A 17,721-nucleotide genomic window follows, 5' to 3' on the forward strand; every position below is an offset into this window, starting at 1 on the left:
CTGCCGGTGACCCTGCGCCAGAGCCATGCGCCCGGGGAGCGCCTGTTCGTCGACTACAGTGGCCAGACGGTGCCTGTCATCGACCCCGCCACCGGGGAGGAAGTCAGGCCCAGGTCTTCGTCGCCGTACTTGGGGCGTCGAGCTACACGTACGTGGAGGCCACCCGGACCCAGGGCCTGGGCGACTGGATCGGCTCGCATGTGCGCTGCCTGGAGTTTTTGGGCGGCGTGCCGGAACTGTTGGTGCCGGACAACCTCAAAAGCGGGGTCACCCACCCCTCGTTCTACGAGCCCGACATCAATCCCAGTTACCAGGAGTTGGCGACCCACTACGGCCTGGCGATCCTGCCGGCGCGGGTGCGCAAGCCGCGCGACAAGGCCAAGGTCGAGGCCGGGGTGCTGCTGGCCCAGCGCTGGATCCTGGCCCGTTTGCGCCATCAGCAGTTCTTCAGTCTGGCGGACGTCAATGGTGCCATCCGCCCGCTGTTGGCCGATCTCAACCAGCGCCCCTTCAAGAAGCTCCCCGGCTCGCGCCAGAGCGTCTTCGAGACGGTGGATCGCCCTGCGCTCAAGCCCCTCCCGCTGACCCGTCATGAGTTTGCCGAGTGGAAGCTGGCCCGGGTCGGCATCGACTATCACGTGGAGCTTCAGCGGCACTACTACTCGGTGCCCTACCAGTACGCCCGGGCGCAGGTGGACCTGCGTTTCACCGTCAGCACCGTGGAGGTCTTCGCCAAAGGCGAGCGCATCGCCAGCCATCTGCGCAGCCCGTTGCCGGGTCGGCACACCACCGTGGCGGCCCATCTGGCGCCGGCCCACCAGCAGGTGGCCGGCTGGAATGCCCAGCGCTTTCTGGACTGGGCCGCCACGGTCGGCCCACAGACCCAGGCCGCCATCGAACAGGTGCTTCAGGCCCGCACTCACCCCCAGCAGGGCTACCGCACGGCGCTGGGCATCCTGCGGTTGGCCAAGGTGTATGACCCCGCGCGCCTGGAGGCCGGCTGCCGGCGGGCCATCCAGATCAATGCCGTGACCTATCGCAGCATCGCCTCGTTGCTCAAGCACGGCCTCGAACAGCCGGCCGCCACCCCGGCCCCGGCCAGCCTGCCCGCCGACCACGCCAATGTGCGTGGGTCCGCCTATTACCATTGACAGGACCGACCATGCTCAATCATCCGACCCACGAACGGCTGGTCCAACTGCGCCTCCTCGGCATGGCCCAGGCGCTCACCGAGCAGACCCACCTGCCGGAGACCCAGGCTCTGACCTTCGAGGAACGCCTCGGCCTCTTGGTCGACCGCGAGGTCACCGAGCGCCACCAGCGCCAGACCAGCAGTCGGCTGCGTCGCGCCCGGCTCAAGCAAGCCGCGGTGGCCGAGGACATCGACTACCGTCACCCCCGCGGTCTGGACCGCGCCGTGTTTCGGCGCCTGCTCACCGGTGACTGGATCCGTGGCCACCAGACCGTGCTGATCACCGGCCCCACCGGGGTCGGCAAGACCTACTTGGCGTGCGCCCTGGCCAATGCCGCCTGCCGGCAGGGCTATACGGCGCGCTACGAGCGCCTGCCACGGCTGTTGGAGGAACTCACCATCGCCCACGCCGACGGGCGCTTCATCAAACTGATGGCGGCCCTGGCCAAGGTCGAGGTGCTGGTGCTCGACGACTGGGGGCTGGCTCTGCTCGACGACGCCCGCCGCCGTGACCTGCTGGAGCTCTTGGACGAGCGCTACCAGACCCGCGCCACCGTCATCACCAGCCAGTTACCGGTGGCGCACTGGCATGAGGCCCTGGGCGATCCGACGCTCGCCGACGCCATCCTCGACCGGTTGGTCCATCACGCCCATCCCCTGCACCTGGCCGGAGAATCCCTGCGCAAGCTCACGCCCGCGGCCACGGTGAGTGGCGAGATCGACGCCCGCCCAATGGCCTCCGCGAACGCCCCGGCGGGCGCGCCACCGCGGGTTGGCGAACGGGCGTGAGGGCCAGCGTGGGCGGACTCCGTGTGGACAAAGCGTGAATGTCGCCAGCGACCGTGGGGACAAGCCGGGGACAACGCCGCCGGGCCGCGGTACATCGGCCAGACCGGTGCCCGGCGTTGCCCCCAGCTTGCCCCCACTCATTCACCCTTTGCCCACACTGCGCCGCACGGGCCACAGCGCTGGCTGAGAACGCCTGCGGCGCAACAATTATCAGCTTTTTCCGCGTTGCGACGGGGCCGATCAGTCCACCGACCGACCGCATGCAGCACCATCACCACGTAACCCCAGATTGACGGAGGAACCCCTCACAGCGTAAACAGCATCACCCCCGCGCGTCGCTTCGCTCCGACTGTCCAGTTTGGTCTGGAACAGCCGTCCAGTTTGCGGCGGAACAGGTGTCCAGTTTGCGGTGGAACGGCTGTCCAATTTGCGCGGAATCCGCACACCTCGGGGTTGTCAGCCCAAACCCCAGGAAATTCCGCTGACGATCAACTTTCCATTTTTCGATGGTCGGGACTGCACGTCAGGGGCGGTGGAACCCGCAGCAGACAGCCGTTTCCTCTTGGGACTTTCCGTGTTTCGTGCAAATTCTGGAAAGTTTCGACGGAAAACGCGGACTAAATCCGCCTCGCGGAATTTCCTGGGGTTTGGGCTTACAACCCCTTGGTGCGACCACAGTCGCCGGTGCCGCACTGACCGTCCGGCCCGTGTTGGGGTCGATCAGATCCCAACCGCGCCCCAGGTATTCGAGCGCAGCCGTCGACGACAGTCAGTCGATGCCGTTGCGCTAGCGTTCGCTCAGGCAGTCCCAGGTTCGTATCTGCGTTGTATCTCGGGGGCGCCGCAGAAAAGCGCCCAATATCCCGCCAGACGGCCGCTGCAAGGGCGTAGGCTTCCAGCATCCGCACCCGCGGGTCGATCAACCAGGCATAGCAGTTTGTCGGACTTAAATCGTAAGAGCTTGATTATATGAGATAAAAAGTTTACGCCCAAAAAGCTGAAACTCTTTAACTTCACTCGGTTACGCCTTTAAGTCCGACCGGCTGCTAGGCGACGCCGAATTGTGCGTAGATCGCCATCTTGACCTCGCGATCGGTACCGGCCGTAGACTTTGAGAGCACCTCACACACCCAATCCGGCACCACGGTGAAGCGGTGCCTCTCCGGTGAAGCGGCGCGTTCAGTTCCCCGAGGGCGGCATGACGTTCGTCGCCTTCGGCGGAGCGGCCCGGTGGAAGTCCGTCATCAGACAGTGCCATTCGTCGAAAGTATCCTTGTAGCAGCTGCCTTCGGCGTGAGGCTCGTCATAGAGTGAGCAGTTGTGGGTTCGGGAGAAGTCGTTGTCGATCGCGGTCGGCTTGTTGCAGAGGTATTTGTTGTAGCTGCCACGCACATCGTAGACCTGCTGTGAGGTGTCGATCCCATTCTTCGAGGAATCGAGGTTGAAGTTGAAGGCCCGCGGGCGCGAGAGGTGAATCGTCACGTCCGTGACCAGGTACATGATGCCGGCGCTCTCCCCTTCGGCGTCACAGATGAAGTATTGCCGCGCCGTGGCGTCGGTGAGGGGGCCGTTCCGGCTCATGCATGTGACTGGCTCGCGGGTGCCGAACTGCGCTCCGACACCATCGCCTAGAGGCCGATTCTCCATCGCGGTCTTCGTTTCGTCCTGCACGCCCTGCTCATCCGCGCTCACCGCCCGTGCACGCAGATGGTCCGCGTCCGCCTTGACGCGCAAGTCCAGCGGCCCGCAATGCACGTCGTATCCGTTGCCTACCAGCGGTGCGGCGATAGTGCAGGCACGCCAGGTTGAGGCCATCTTGATCTCGACAGCATCGCCAACATTGAAATTCAGTAACTGCGCCTGTGCGAGACTAATCAGGGGAAAGACGAACATTCCGCTCAAAATATGCGATGTCTTGATCTTCATCATGCAGTTACCTCGTGGATTGATTTAGGGATATAGCTATAGGACATTCAACCGCACGAAGGATGAATCTTGGGGGACGTTATCATCGACGAAACAGGAGACCAAGCAAGGCTTTTGAGAGAGACAGCGCTTGGGGTCCATCAGGGAAGAAACTTTTTCGGACGCTATCACCGATAGCCACTGTCGATCGTCCCTCAGTGCTCGAATTGATAAATATTCATACGTATCCCGAGCATACCCCTTCATTGCCGTCATGGCTATGAAATCGGTCTATGGTTCCCGGGTTTAGTATGTGTTTATGCACAGCTTGTGCCGTCTGGTGCCTTATGCGCAGCGATCGTGGGGGAGCCGCAGCGTGGGCAACGCACAACGCTTCCTGCTAAGCCGCGACACGCCCTGGCAGACTTGGAGTTGCCCCGGCGGATGACGGCGAAGCAGGAGATCACCAGCGAGTCACCGTGACCGCGTCCTTTCGGCAGCCTGCATGAATTTGGCGCGTTGGTCCGGTAGCGTGGGAGCCGGGGTCTAGGGCGCAACGGAACAGAAAACCTAGGTAAGGGATGAACGCTAGGATTTTCTGTTACTTCCGGCCTATCGTCTCACTGGGGTAGACCCCAGCGGAACGCTCCGATGAGACAGATTTAGCGTCTCGTTAGGGTCTTCCCCGGCGCTTTGAGACGCGAGCGGACGAGGATCTAGACCCAAACGAGGCGGTCCACGGGCTTACCGGGGCGCGTATGTGCTAGGCAGGAAGCTGACACCCGGCGTAAAATTCCTGTCGGAGTTCTGGTTTTTTTGCGCCCCTGGATTAGCCACGGAGGCTAAGATGCCGGCCCTGCATACGCGCGATATCGTCGTGATCGGAGCCTCCATGGGCGGGGTCGAGGCGCTCCGCGCGCTGGCGAGGGGCTTCCCGGCGGATCTGCCGGCCAGCGTGCTCGTCGTTCTGCACACATCCTCGGGCCAGCTCGCCGATTTCCTCGACCGCGCCGGCCCGCTCCGCGCAACCACGGCGGAGGACGGGATCGCGCCGCAGCGCGGACGGATCTACGTGGCGCCTCCCGGGCGGCATCTCCTCCTCACCGGCGAAGGTCTGCGGGTCGTCTTCGGTCCCCGAGAGAACAGCGCCCGGCCGGCGGTCGACCCGCTCTTCCGCACCGCCGCGGCGAGCCACCGAAGCCGGGTGATCGGCGTGGTTCTGACCGGATGCCTCGACGACGGGGCGGCGGGTTTGCTGGCTGTGCACCGCTGCGGCGGGTGCGCCGTGGTGCAGGCGCCGGACGACGCGGCCTACCCCGAGATGCCGAGGCGCGCGCTGCTGGCCGTGCCGGACGCCATCACGGCGCAGCTCTCCGACCTAGCTCCCCTCCTGGCCCGCCTCGCCGCGCAGCCCGCGCCTGTCGCGTCGTCGGTGCCCGCGGCACTACTGCTCGAAACGCAACTCTGGTCATCGATTTCGCCAGATGGCCCCTCCTGACGCGACTGTTGGGTCTACCCCGACAGGGGGCAGGTACCCCGGGGCCTCGTCCTGGCCCTGGGGGGGCCTGTGCCGGCCCCTGGGAGCGTCCGGGGCTCATCCTGGCCCTTGCCCCACGGGGGGAGCTTGCGCCAGTGCTGAGAGCTCCCAGGGACTCGTCTTGGCCTCTTACCTAGGTTTTCTGTTCCGTTGCACCCGAGACCCCTTCAAGAAGACCAAGACCCAGCAGCACGCTGAGCGCATCGCAACCCCGGCTGAAGATCGTCACTTGCCGCCTGCACGACATCGATCCCTACGACTGCTTGGTCGATGTGTTCGTCCAGCGCATCAACTGCCCTCCCGAGGTCCACGGGCTCATCCCGCGGTTGCGGAAGCAGTACTTCGCCGACAACCCACTGCGGTCGCCTTTACGCACCGCGGGTTCTGAGCAACCACGTCGCGTAGCGATCGCTCACCCCAGGTTTACCTGCGCACCAAGCTCAACGACACGGTTGGGTGGCAACCCGAAATAGGCTGACGGGCTACTGGCATTGCGGAACAAGCCGACAAACAATTTCTGTCTCCAGATCGACATCGGGGCACCCTTGCTCGGCTGGAGTGTCTCGCGTCCGAGCAAAAAACGTCGTACTCTCCGGATCGCACGAAACGCCCTGGTGTTGACAGGCCGCGATGGCGTCAGCGACGCTTGGTTTATCCATGAATCCGAAGTTTATACGCACCTGATAGAAGCGGGCACTAATAGGCTCGATGTGAACCCGTTTGTCCAACGCGACATGAGGCTCGCTGGTGACAGCCACATGCAGAATGACCACCCGTTCGTGGAGACACTTGAAATGCTTGAGACAATGCAACATGGAATGCGGCACTTGCCCGGGACGGGCCGACAAATAGACAGCCGTACCTGAGACAGTGGGGATGGCCTCCGCCTCAATAAGGGGCGCGAAGGTCGCCAAGGGCATACAGTCTTTGGCTAGATGCTCGATGAGCATGGCGCGTCCGCGTTTCCAAGTGCTCATAAGAAGGAAGACGACGGCGGCAAAGGCCAGCGGAAACCAGCCGCCATCGCTGAGCTTGGGCAGGTTCGCCCCGAAGAATGCCAAGTCGATGCCCAGAAAGCTCCCGAGCACCAGGAAGGTCCGAGTGGTACCCCAGCGCCAACGCCAGCGGGCGACGACAAACACCAGGATGGTTGTGATACTCATGGTCCCGGTCACCGCGATGCCATAGGCGGCGGCCAAGGCATCCGAGCTGCCAAAGCCCAGTACCAGCGCCGTCACGGCGATGAAGAGCGCCCAGTTGACTGCCGGAACATAGATCTGACCGCGCTCTTTGCTTGATGTGTGTTGGACTGCCATCCGCGGGAGATAGCCCAGTTGAATCGCCTGGCGGGTCAGCGAGAATGCCCCGGAGATGACTGCCTGGGAGGCAATGACCGTGGCGATCGTGGCCAAGACCACCAGTGGTGCTAACGCCCAGTCCGGGGCGAGCCGAAAGAAGGGATTGGCGACGACCAGCGGTTGGCTGAGCAACAGTGCCCCTTGGCCAAAATAATTGAGGACCAGGGCCGGCATCACCAGTACGCCCCAAGCCAGGCGTATCGGCTGGCAACCAAAATGACCCATGTCCGCGTAAAGAGCCTCCGTCCCCGTGACCGCTAACACCACCGACCCCAGGGAGAAAAACGCGAGCCGTGGATGGGCCGCTAGAAAGGCCAGAGCATACGTCGGCGACAGGGCTGCGAGCACGCCGGGCTCGCCCGCGATGCCGCGAATCCCAAGTAAGCCGATGGTGAAGAACCAGACCACCATAATCGGCCCGAACCATGTCCCCACCCGCGCGGTGCCGTGTCGCTGGACGGCGAACAGCGTGAACAGAATCCCCAGGGTCGTTGGGAGGACCCAGTCATTTAGTTTCGGCGTGAGGATTTTCAAACCCTCCACCGCTGACAACACCGAGATCGCGGGTGTGATGACCCCGTCGCCGTAGAACAGGGCTGCGCCGAACAGCCCAAGCACAATCATGCGTTTACCCGCGGGCCGATTACCAACGCGCCGACGCACCAGTGCGATGAGGGCCATGATGCCGCCCTCGCCCCGGTTGTCCGCACGCAGGATCAGCATTACATACTTCAGCCAGACAATGATCGCCAGCGACCAAAAAACCAGGGATAGTATGCCTAAAACGTTTCCCGGTTCCACTGGGACGGGATGTCTGTCATTAGCGAATACAGCCTGTATAGCATACAGGGGACTGGTGCCGATGTCGCCAAAGACGACGCCTAGGGCGGCCAGCGACAGTAGGCCCAAGCGTCCGCGCGTGGCCGATGGGTTGGCGGTTGATGTGCTCACGGATAAGACCGTCCTAGAAGCGTGGGTTGTGGCGCAGAAACCTGCAATATGGCGCAGGTTACCGTACCCCCATCAGGGTCCCGCCGCGCGTCGTCAAGCTGCTTATCGTGAACCAGAAAGCCCCTATCAGCGAGTTTTTCTCCGGAGCTTTCTCGGGGGGCTGATGTGCAACGGTACCGAAACTCTAGGAGGACGGGGCCCGTTACGGCCACTAAGTCACTCCCCTCTTTCGCTTATAAAATGACTCAACAAGGCTCAACACCGAAGCATACCGTCGAAGCCGCCACTTAGTCAGCAAGTGAAATAAGGCAATTACAATCAATGCCCCTGTTCTTACTTAAGCATAACCGGATCGACATGAGTCATGAGGTACAGCACAGGGTGTCTGGCCAGCACATTAGTCCTGGCCTGCTGCGCGATGTCGTGTCCTTCAGCCACGGTCAAACTTCCGTCAATCTCAAGGTGGACATCGGCGATAATCATGTCCCCGCTCCTGCGGGTCTTGAGCGCATGCATTCCCAGCACGCCCGGCGTCGCCAGGACCTCTGCCGCAATCGCTGTAAGTTGCTCAGCGGTGGCGGCGCGATCGGTCAGATCATGAAGGGCCGCCCAGGTAAAACTCCAACCCATGCGGGCCACCATAAAACCAACAATCAAGGCCGCAACCGGATCGAGCCAGGGATAACCGAGCAGATTGCCGCCAATGCCAATCGCCACGACCAGCGAGGATGCCGCATCGGAGCGGGCGTGCCAGGCATTCGCCACCAACATGCTGGAGCGGACCTTTTCGGCCACCGCCAGCATGTAACGGAACAACAGCTCCTTCGCTGCCAAGGCCCCGAGAGCGACCCAGAGGGCAATCGCATGGACCGTCGGAATGTCCGCCGCCGTTTGCAGTTTATGCGCGGCGGCCCAGATCATGCCGACCCCGATCGCGACCAGCAGCCCGCCTAAAACCAGGGAGGCGGCGTTTTCGTACCGTTGGTGGCCGTAATGGTGGTCATCATCCGGGGCCTTTTGGCTATGATGCACGGCGAAGAGCACGACAAAGTCGGCGAGCAGATCGGAGAGCGAGTGAATGCCATCCGCAATCAGCCCTTGTGATCCCGACCAGATCCCGGCGATCACCTGAACCATCGTCAATCCGATATTGACGGCAACGCTGATCCACGTGCAGCGCTTGGCCGCCGACTGGCGTTCTGTCGAATCGGCGTCGCTGTTCTCTTCAGAACTATTTTGCAGATTGGTCATCATGTTTGTTCCTGTACTGCGTGCTAGTCAGTGGTACTCGGACTCCAGAATGCCTGGGAGATAAACGCCTGGTCGGCCAATTGCCGGATCAGTTGATCCAAATGCTCGCCATCAACGGCGGTCGCCAGCAATACTGCCTCAATCTCTACCGCATCATCGCCAAAGGCATGGATGACCAGGTCGCGAGTGCCATAGTCGGCTGCCTCCAGGGTCGATTCAAGGAGGCGCAAGGCTTCCTTTTGCTGGGAGCGTTGGGCAATGACATGCACCGTGTTGGTCACTTCGACCCCCAGCGTATCGATCGGCTGCCGGTTAATCCGGTTCGCCAAGGGGCGTAGCAGGGTATTGGCGGCAAGTACGAAAGCGGCACCCAACACCGCTTCCAACAGCAGGTCAGAACCCGCGCAGGCCCCTACCGCCGCCGAACCCCAAAGCGTCGCCGCCGTGTTCAGACCGCGGACATTTCCTTCTTCACGCATGATGACACCGGCGCCGAGAAAACCGATGCCTGAAACCACATAGGCGATGACATGAACGGCCCCTTCATGACCATTCAGGCGATTGGCCATGTCGACGAAGATCGCAGCACCCACGGCCACCAGAACATTCGTGCGCAAACCGGCCGTGCGTTGCCGGTATTGACGCTCAAAGCCGATCAGGCCGCCGAGCACGAAGGCCGTGACCAGGCTCAGTACCGAATCGGCCAGGGATACTAGGTTAATGTTCTCAATGGTATGTAGAGTCATGATACGAAGCGGTGCTTCAGCCCCATGACATCCTTATACAGAATGACACCGAGTGGTGTCTTGTCCTCGGTAATCACCGGCAAAGCACGGAAGCCATAACGCAGAAATGCCTCTTGTGCATCCCGCAGGGTATCTTGCGGCGCCAGGCTCACCACGCTTTCGCTCATGACCATCCCTAAGGTCGCCGCCTCATCTTCCATGAGTATTTCCTTGATATCGAGTACGCCCAGCAACGCCTTGTCATTACCGGATGTTTCGTCAAGGCCGATGACATAGATGTACATTGTGACATCCATGGCGTTGGCGACGGTGGCATAATTATGCTTAACGAAGCCGATCGTCTCGTCCTGCCTCAATCGAATAAAGCGGTCGGACGTGTAATTGATAATGGATTCCTCTTGTTTATCCATGATGGCCAGGATCTTTTCAGTCAGGCCCGGGTCAAGCAACTTCAAGATCGGTTGCTTTTGGTCATACGGAATCACGGCAAGAATGTCGGCCGCCTGGGGCGGAGTCATCTTGTCGAGCAGCCGCGCGACGGTCGGACGATCCAGATCGGCGATCAACTGGCGCTGCACGCTCGGTTCGATCTCCGCCAGCGTATCGGATGCGGATTCCTCGTCCAGTTGGCGGAAGATCGCCGTGCGGTGAGCGCTGTCCAGTTCCTCAATGATATCCGCCAGGTCCACTGGGGGCATATCGCCGATCTGTTCTTTGAGCGTCCGTAATTGCACATCCCCTTTAAAACTACCGATACTGTCCGGTAAGGGTTGGACATAGGACCAAGACACCATGTCATCGTCGCCGATGCTGTTGGCCAACCATTTGAGCCCCAGTCGACGATAGAGACCCTTGCGACCAAACTCCACATCGGTCACATAGACCTGCCGCGTGGTCTCCATTCTCAGCAATTTGACATCGAAGACGACCGAAATCTCGCGGCCCTCCAGGTCAATGACCTTTTTGTCCAGCACGAAATCGCCAAGGAGCAAGGCTGTCTCAGGGACCGCGACTTGATAGTCAGTGACATCTTCGATGGCGATGCTGATCCCCTTCGCATCGATGCAGGTTACTGACGCAATCGGTATCACCAGCGTCGGCAAGCCGAACGGGCGCGCCACAATAATCTCGGTGACACGCGGGATAGCCCCCGCTTCCTCAATGATGAAATCTTTCAGACGGCCGATCTTCTTGCCCTCTCGAAGTACCCGCCGCTTGAGCGTCTCACTGAGTAAGAAAGAGCGGCTGGGCGTGGTCGCGCTCGCTGCTGTTGCAATCGTGTTCATGGTCATCTTTCTACTTTAGCAGCGAAATAAATTTCACGACCAGCAGGACGATCAGCAGCAGCAAATACAGCCGCAAGGCCAATAGTGCGAGCTTCACGGCGGGCGACATCTGAATCTGCGGCGTTTTGTAGCGCCGATTGATTTCGGCAAACTTGCTGGTTTTCATGATTCCGCCCTTATTGCGCGCCAAAGAGGTCTGGGAAAATGGCGCTTACCGCATAAAGGGTGGATAGCGCAATGATGGACAGCACGATCGACACGGTAACGAAATTTTGCAGCCTGGTGTTGCAATATTTCTCACCCATCGTATTTTTGTCGTTAAGCAGCAGAATCAGGAATACCAACGCCGCCGGCAAGAGCGTGACGGCGATCACCTGCACAAATAGGGTGATCAAGATCAATGGTGCCTTCGGAATCAAGACCACCAGTCCCGCGCTGGTCAACAGCAAAAAATAGGCCGCATAGAACCATGGTGCTTCCTTGATCTTGCGGTTCAACGAGTGTGCCCAGCCAAAGACTTCGCCGAAGGCCCAAGAGCTTGCCAGCGAGATACAGATGGCACCGAGTAGACCGGCATCAAAGAGTCCGATGGCGAGCAGCGTACCGACCAGCGATTTGGCACCGCCGAGGTCTTGCGCCGCCTGTGCCGCGCTGTCAATCGGCTGACCATAGAGCGTCGTGCCGGTGACAATGACGATGAAAATAGCCACCAAGACAGTTAAGATGCTTCCCATTAAGGTGTCGAGTTTACCCATCTTGATATCTTTTTCCTGCAGACCCTTGTCGACGACCGAGCTTTGCTGGAAAAAAATCATCCAAGGGGCAATGGTAGTCCCGATATTCGCCATAATGAAGAAGAAAAAGGTATTGTTTAAGCCGCCGGGGATGTTCGGAACCAGGCCGGTAGAAATGATTTGATGTACATCCGGATGCACGATGAAAGCCAGCGGAATGTAGATCAGATTGACCGCGCAAAATGCGAGGGCGATCTTTTCCCAGGTCCAATAACGGCCCTGCAGCACCATTAACCCCATGATCAGGACGACCAGGATGACGGTCAGCAACGGCGGTATCCCGAAAATACTCAATGCGGCGGTCATGCCGATGAATTCCGTAACGAGGGTCAGCCAGTTGACCAACAGTAGATCGAACAAGGAGAACCAACCCCAGAAGCTGCCAAAGGCGACGAATATGGCCTCGGCGTGGCCGTGTTTGGTCACCGCCCCCAAACGCACAGTCATCTCCTGGACATAATAGGCGACCGGCAACAGAAAGAGCAGGAACCAGATCAAGTGATAGCCATACTGGGCACCGGTGGCGGCATAGGTGGTAATGCCGCCGGCGTCATTGTCAGCCACCATGACGATGATGCCGGGTCCCGCCAACACCAGATAGAGTCGAATCGCTTTGATACCGCGTTTTAATCTATAAAAAGCCCGATCGAGAAAATTCATATTCTAGGTACCAGATGCTATAAGAAAGAAAGGCTCATCGGTTCCCCGTCAATGAGCGTGCGTGGTTGCTGTTCTTGGGTGCAGCGTACAGGCATGCGGTGTCGTCCCTTGCTCGAACTGTAACGTGCTGTGGTTAATACGGAAACGCTCTTTGAGAGTCTGCATGATGTCATCCATAACGTCATCGCCGGGATAGCCTGCAGGCATCACCAGATGAACAGTCAACGCGCTCTCGGTGGTGCTCATGCCCCAAATGTGGAGATCGTGAATATCGATGACGCCGGGACACTGGCGCAGGTAGGCGTCTATTGCTGGTACATCAATGTTTGCGGGGATCGCATTCAACACCAGTTGTACAGATTCGCGTAACAGTCCCCAAGTGCCGATGACGACCACCGCCACGATGATAAGACTGGTCATCGGGTCGAGCCAGTACCAACCAGTGAAGATGATGATAACACCGGCGAGCACCACACCGAGCGACACCGCGGCGTCAGCGGCCAGGTGAAAATAGGCCCCGCGGATATTCAAATCCGCTTTGCTGCCTTTCACAAAAAGCCAGGCTGAAGAACCGTTGATTGCAATGCCGACCGTAGCCACCAATATCACCGTCAGTCCGGCCACGGCCGGCGGTTGCGAGAAACGGTGAGCGGCCTCCCAAGCAATCGCTCCGCACGCCAGCAGTAAGAACATCGCGTTGGCTAATGCCGCAAGAATGGAGGTGCTGCGCAAGCCGTAGGTGTAGCGTTCGCTTGGTGCTTTCCGGGCAAGAATAACGGCGGCCCAGGCCATCAGCAGACCCAATACATCAGACAAATTGTGTCCGGCATCTGCGATCAGCGCTGTCGAGTTGCCAATTAGACCATAGGTGAACTCGATCACGACAAAGGCAGTGTTTAGGGCAATGGCGGTGACGAATGCGTAGCCATACGTATTCGGCCCGTCATGGTGATGATGGGTACAGTGATGTCCGTGGTGATGTGTCATCGGCAATTTCGGGTGGGGTGGGATATCACGAATAATCTTTGGGTTTCAATCTTACCTAGGCTTTGGTACTGTTCCGCGTTATCCGCTATAGGTATTTTGTGATCGCTTTGAACTCGCGGATGGTGTCGCCTGCATTTTGAACGCCTTCGCGTACCGCCTCTTCAAGACAATGATCGATATGGTAATGAACCAACGTCTTTTTGGCACTGCCGATGGCGCTTTCTACCGCTTGAAGCTGCTGGGCGATTTCTGAACAGCCGCGCCCTTCCTCCAGCATGACGATAATGCTTTTGAGGTGGCCTTCGGCTCTCTTGAGCCGCTTAACAATGTCTGGGGGACAGGTGTGCTTTATCATGGTGCGGCATCCTATCCTGGTGGACAGGATATGGCAACAGTTACGACTGACGCCGGGAGGGGGTGGGGGCCGTTGCTAGCGGGGAGCAGGCCCCCTGGCGCGGGAAGCGGCCGGCGTTATGTTGCGCCGCTCGGATCTTGCCCCGACGACTTCACATAAAGAACCTTATCAGCCACGATACAGCACGCGACACGGCGGGCGGTGATCGGGATCTCGTCGCCGGTCTTCGGATTGCGCCCGGGGCGCTCCTTCTTCTCGCGTAGTTCGAAATTCCCGAACGAACGTAGGCGCACGTCATTGGCCTGGTCCGGCACGAACCCGGTCGACCGACCTCCCGGCACTGGGTGTCGGGCCTGCAGCGCTTCACCGCAGCCGGGCGTCGAGATCCTTGCTACGGTCGCGGACCTGTCGCTGTTGCGCTCATCCAAACTGGAAGAAAGTCTCATTGGCAGGTTAAGCTCAAAGGGTCGGAACAAAACGGCGCAGGTCGTGCGTCATTCATGGCAGTTACTTGCAATGAATTGTTCGCAGGACAGACCTATTCTGGGTGCCAAGTGCTTTTCCAGCGCTGCCTTGGTAAAGGCGATCTGGTTCAGCCGCAGGGAGACGTCGCGGACGACTTCGTCATAGACCCCGAAGGCGTGGTTTTCCTCCATCCTGATCGAGTTCTCGAACTGAATGTGCTGTGCGCCGGGGGCACCGGAAACCGGGCGGTTGTCACGCGCCATCTTGTCAATCTCGCTCAATCCTGCATCGAGCGCGACCTGCGCCTGCGCCACCTTTTCGCGCAGCAGTTGCGATTCGTCATCATAGCTGCCGGTGATGCTGTCATAGCCGCCCTGCGTGATCGGGCGGTTGCTACGGATTACCTTGCGCGCCTCCTGCATGGCGCCGCTGTAGACCTCGACCTTTTGCTGGTCGCGCCAGATGTCCATCGACTTGACCAAGTTCTTGGCGTTGGACAGCAGATCAAGGACTGGGTGCCTGGCGATCATGACCAGAACGTCGTCGGCGCCGGGAACCACCCAGACCGCGGCAATATCCACCGCCATGCCGGTGGTGCTGCGCACGCTGCTGCGCTCGGCGATCAGGTTGACCTCGGCCGCCTGTTCGCAAGGATCGGGCGCTGCCTGCAGGGCGGCATAAATCTCGTCCACCAGCGGCTCGCTGGCCGGCCGGGCCGGCGGCGTGCCACTGGTCCAGGTGGGATGCCCAAAGGCTTTGACGGCGCGTTCGTAGCCGGCATATTGCTTGTCGTATTCGTCCAGAATGGCATAGATGCGATCACCCACCGGCAGGCAGGCTTTCTCCAGCGTGATGACCTGCTTGCGCAGCTTTGCCCCGGTGGTGTCGGCCGTCGGCGTGGTCGAGGCCCGGGAGGGCTTTGCCGCCTGCGCGACCTTGTCCAGAAGGTTGCTGCCGTCGGCAAGCGGCACACTGGCTGCACAGCCCAGCAGTGTGTTCATATCATAGCCTGTCCAACTGGTGCCCCCCAATGGCCCGATACGCCGGCACGGGCCGCCTGCATCCGCTCCGGCATAGGCGTGGAACCCGCCAGGACACATGCAGTTGTTGAAATCGACACTCGGAGTTATCCCGATGTGATTGAACAGCAGCGTGAGCATGTCCGCATTTAGCTTTGACAGCTCCTGCGCCACCATTTTCCGCTGCCGTTCCTGCACCTGTTCCGGGGTTGCGGGGTCGGCTGCGGCAACGTCCGCAAGTGCGAGCAAGACCGATGCGATAAGGGCGGCACCTGCAACAACCCCTCGCCCGGCGCGGGGCGTGATCCTGTTGGTGTTCATTGGAGGCGGGCTCCCAGTTGTTCGAGGTATTTTGCCGGATCGAAGCCGTCGGCATTTTGCAGGCCCGATCGCTGGCCATCATTCGGCGCGGCGGCGGGCGAGACGCCTGATGGTTGTGCAAGTGTGATCGAATTGAAGATCGCCCATATCCGGACCCGGTCCTTCGCCCAAGAGCCGCGTGGGCCCCATCCCATCACCAACGCCGTCTTGCCCGACAGAACGTCGGGCAGAATGACGGTCAAACCCTGCACGTCATCATCCTCCCCGGCCCAGCTTTGTAAAAGGACCTGCCGACCGGCGATCGTGACCCTTTGGACCGGCGGGGTTGCCTCGATGGGCTGCGGATCACCGATGTAGATTGCAATCGACGGTCCAAGGCCGGGGCTGGGCGCGGGCGCGTCATAATGCGGGTTGTCCTCGGCAGGCCCGTCGCGCCGCTGCCAGTCGGCGGGAACCAGAATGCTTAGCGGCCCGACCGACACCTGTTGGGTTGCCGATGAGGAAGCAACAGGTGATAGCGGGGTAATGGCCACGACCCGGCGGAAACTGGCGCTGAACATTCCGCGAAAACCCAGTTCGGCGTTGGTCGCCCAACTGGCGGGGTCGGAGTCCACTACGTCGTAAGTTCCGGGTTGCAGCACGATCCCCGGTTGGGCGTTCCAGTAGGCATTCGCCACCCCGCCCTGCCCATCGCTGCCGCTGGCGCTCCAACTGCCAAGCAATGCCCCGGTCGTATTCCGCAGCCCGATCACGCCCGGCGTCCGACCCTTGCCATGGTTCCAATGATAGGTTGAAAGCCGTTCCAGTAGAGCCGGTTCCGCCAAATGGATTTGCGATGGCTGTGTGGGGCCGTTGGCAACGGCGGCAATCGATTCCAGACCGCGATAAAACGGCGCCCCAGTCGGTTGCCAGTCCTGCGCGAACGATGGGCCGACTGGAACCGCCAGCGCGATCATAAGCAGCAGCCGATGCAGAGCCCGGAACTTGTGGCCGGGAACGGGGGTTTGGGACAAGGTCAGGGTACCTCCATCTGGAAAAGATCGTCGGCAAGAGCCGGGTGAATCGCCCGGTCAGGGCGCCGGCAGGGCCGCGGCCTTGATGTACAAGGGACCGGCCCCGGGTCGCCACACGCGACCGAGCCGCATGAGCGGTCCGGAGATTCGCCACCAATGTCACTGTGGGCCTACCCCTGATCCTCCCAGTCTAACCATTCCACCGGGTAGGTGCTGAGATAGCGGCTGACGGCTGCACCAACGGTCGGAAAGAAGGCCGCTTCGCCAAGCCGCGCGAACACCCCGAATCGCTTCAGCTTATCCTTAACGGGGCCCTTCATCTCGGCAAAGCACAGCGTGATGCCCGCCGCATGCAAAGTCTCGTCCAATTCGGTCAGCATGTCGGCGGCGGTGACGTCCACGCTGGTGACCGGTTCCGCTGCAACGACCAGCCAGCGCACCGGCGTGGGTGAGTTCGCCACCGCATCCAGCACCCGTTCATGGAACCACTCGGCGTTGGCGAAGAACAAGGGCGCATCCCAGCGAAACAGGACCAGGCCGGGGATGAGGCGCGCGTCGGGATGGCGCGTGATGTCGTGGTAGCCCTTGAGGCCGTCGGCGCGGCCCAGGACCGCGGAGTAGGGGCGCCAGCCATCCCACAGAAACTCGATGACGGCGACGACGATCGCCAGGCCGATGCCTGGAATCGCACCCAGGATGACCACCCCGGCGAGGCAGCCGATACTGAGCCAGAATTCCCAACGCTGGATGCGGTAGATACGACGCAGGTCGGCGATCTCGATCAGGCCGATGGCCGAGGCGATCACGACGGCAGCGAGCGCGCTGCTCGGCAGATTGCGCAGTAGGTCAGGGACGACGATCAGGAGCAGGGCCACGGCGAGTGCGCCAACCACCCCGGCCAGTTGGGTCCTGGCGCCCGCGGCCTCGGCCACCGGGGTGCGCGACGCACTGCTGCTGATCGGAAAGCCTTGAAAGAACCCGGCGGCCAGGTTGGCGACGCCGAGCCCCACCATTTCCTGATTGGGGTCGACGGTCGTTCCGGTGCGTGCGGCATAGGTACGCGAGAGCACGCTGGTGTCGGCGAACGACACC

13 protein-coding genes and 5 pseudogenes are annotated in these 17,721 nt (G+C 60.7%); 4 read left to right on the forward strand and 14 right to left on the reverse strand.

What is annotated here, in order from left to right; translation table 11 throughout:
* Nucleotides 1-1,151 (forward strand): annotated as a pseudogene (gene istA, locus QZY44_RS03385) (IS21 family transposase); the annotation flags it as partial.
* A gap of 11 nt (nucleotides 1,152-1,162) precedes the next feature.
* A pseudogene (istB, locus tag QZY44_RS03390) lies at nucleotides 1,163-1,885 on the forward strand (IS21-like element helper ATPase IstB); the annotation flags it as partial.
* Between the two features lie 1,148 nt (nucleotides 1,886-3,033).
* Here istB and QZY44_RS03395 read toward each other — a convergent pair.
* Nucleotides 3,034-3,147: pseudogene (locus tag QZY44_RS03395) on the reverse strand (Uma2 family endonuclease); the annotation flags it as partial.
* A 13-nt stretch (nucleotides 3,148-3,160) separates the two neighbouring features.
* A complete protein-coding gene (locus QZY44_RS03400) occupies nucleotides 3,161-3,910 on the reverse strand; it encodes a hypothetical protein (protein ID WP_295442257.1) in 750 nt (249 codons plus the stop codon).
* An 823-nt stretch (nucleotides 3,911-4,733) separates the two neighbouring features.
* Between QZY44_RS03400 and QZY44_RS03405 the strand changes: the two genes are divergently transcribed.
* Together QZY44_RS03405 and QZY44_RS03410 are read left to right on the forward strand one after the other, a co-directional pair.
* The gene (locus tag QZY44_RS03405) at nucleotides 4,734-5,384 is read left to right on the forward strand and encodes a chemotaxis protein CheB (RefSeq protein ID WP_295442260.1); all 651 of its coding nucleotides are present in this window, start codon (nucleotides 4,734-4,736) and stop codon (nucleotides 5,382-5,384) included.
* A gap of 260 nt (nucleotides 5,385-5,644) precedes the next feature.
* Nucleotides 5,645-5,896: pseudogene (locus QZY44_RS03410) on the forward strand (hypothetical protein); the annotation flags it as partial.
* Nucleotides 5,897-5,905: 9 nt separating this feature from the next.
* Here QZY44_RS03410 and QZY44_RS03415 read toward each other — a convergent pair.
* The 12 genes and pseudogenes from QZY44_RS03415 to QZY44_RS03470 all read right to left on the reverse strand — a co-directional run.
* Nucleotides 5,906-7,732 carry a KUP/HAK/KT family potassium transporter gene (locus QZY44_RS03415; protein ID WP_295442263.1) on the reverse strand — a complete coding sequence of 609 codons (1,827 nt, stop codon included), beginning with the start codon at nucleotides 7,730-7,732 and terminating at the stop codon, nucleotides 5,906-5,908.
* A gap of 333 nt (nucleotides 7,733-8,065) precedes the next feature.
* Nucleotides 8,066-8,986 carry a cation diffusion facilitator family transporter gene (locus QZY44_RS03420; protein ID WP_295442266.1) on the reverse strand — a complete coding sequence of 307 codons (921 nt, stop codon included), beginning with the start codon at nucleotides 8,984-8,986 and terminating at the stop codon, nucleotides 8,066-8,068.
* Between the two features lie 20 nt (nucleotides 8,987-9,006).
* Nucleotides 9,007-9,729 carry an MgtC/SapB family protein gene (locus QZY44_RS03425; RefSeq protein WP_295442269.1) on the reverse strand — a complete coding sequence of 241 codons (723 nt, stop codon included), beginning with the start codon at nucleotides 9,727-9,729 and terminating at the stop codon, nucleotides 9,007-9,009.
* Entirely contained in the window at nucleotides 9,726-11,015 is a 1,290-nt protein-coding gene (locus QZY44_RS03430; protein WP_295442272.1) for a CBS domain-containing protein, read from the reverse strand. Before QZY44_RS03430 ends, QZY44_RS03425 begins: the two co-directional genes overlap by 4 nt.
* A gap of 10 nt (nucleotides 11,016-11,025) precedes the next feature.
* Nucleotides 11,026-11,181: a hypothetical protein gene (locus tag QZY44_RS03435; RefSeq protein WP_295442275.1), complete on the reverse strand. Its 156-nt coding sequence runs from the start codon at nucleotides 11,179-11,181 to the stop codon at nucleotides 11,026-11,028.
* A 10-nt stretch (nucleotides 11,182-11,191) separates the two neighbouring features.
* Nucleotides 11,192-12,469: a divalent metal cation transporter gene (locus QZY44_RS03440; RefSeq protein ID WP_295442278.1), complete on the reverse strand. Its 1,278-nt coding sequence runs from the start codon at nucleotides 12,467-12,469 to the stop codon at nucleotides 11,192-11,194.
* 48 nt (nucleotides 12,470-12,517) lie between these two features.
* On the reverse strand, nucleotides 12,518-13,456 hold the full coding sequence (locus QZY44_RS03445; protein ID WP_295442280.1) for a cation diffusion facilitator family transporter: 939 nt from the start codon (nucleotides 13,454-13,456) through the stop codon (nucleotides 12,518-12,520).
* An 85-nt stretch (nucleotides 13,457-13,541) separates the two neighbouring features.
* On the reverse strand, nucleotides 13,542-13,811 hold the full coding sequence (locus tag QZY44_RS03450) for a metal-sensing transcriptional repressor (protein WP_295442283.1): 270 nt from the start codon (nucleotides 13,809-13,811) through the stop codon (nucleotides 13,542-13,544).
* A 116-nt stretch (nucleotides 13,812-13,927) separates the two neighbouring features.
* Nucleotides 13,928-14,104: pseudogene (locus tag QZY44_RS03455) on the reverse strand (HU family DNA-binding protein); the annotation flags it as partial.
* Nucleotides 14,105-14,305: 201 nt separating this feature from the next.
* Entirely contained in the window at nucleotides 14,306-15,616 is a 1,311-nt protein-coding gene (locus QZY44_RS03460) for a hypothetical protein (RefSeq protein WP_295393062.1), read from the reverse strand.
* Nucleotides 15,613-16,629 carry a hypothetical protein gene (locus QZY44_RS03465; protein WP_295442286.1) on the reverse strand — a complete coding sequence of 339 codons (1,017 nt, stop codon included), beginning with the start codon at nucleotides 16,627-16,629 and terminating at the stop codon, nucleotides 15,613-15,615. Before QZY44_RS03465 ends, QZY44_RS03460 begins: the two co-directional genes overlap by 4 nt.
* Before the next feature lie 170 nt (nucleotides 16,630-16,799).
* Nucleotides 16,800-17,721, reverse strand: a 922-nt coding sequence (locus QZY44_RS03470) for a SulP family inorganic anion transporter (protein ID WP_295442289.1), incomplete at its 5' end; no start/stop codon positions are given.

Origin of the sequence: uncultured Thiodictyon sp., from assembly GCA_903837595.1 — a bacterium.
In the GTDB taxonomy this organism is placed as follows: Bacteria; Pseudomonadota; Gammaproteobacteria; order Chromatiales; family Chromatiaceae; genus Thiodictyon.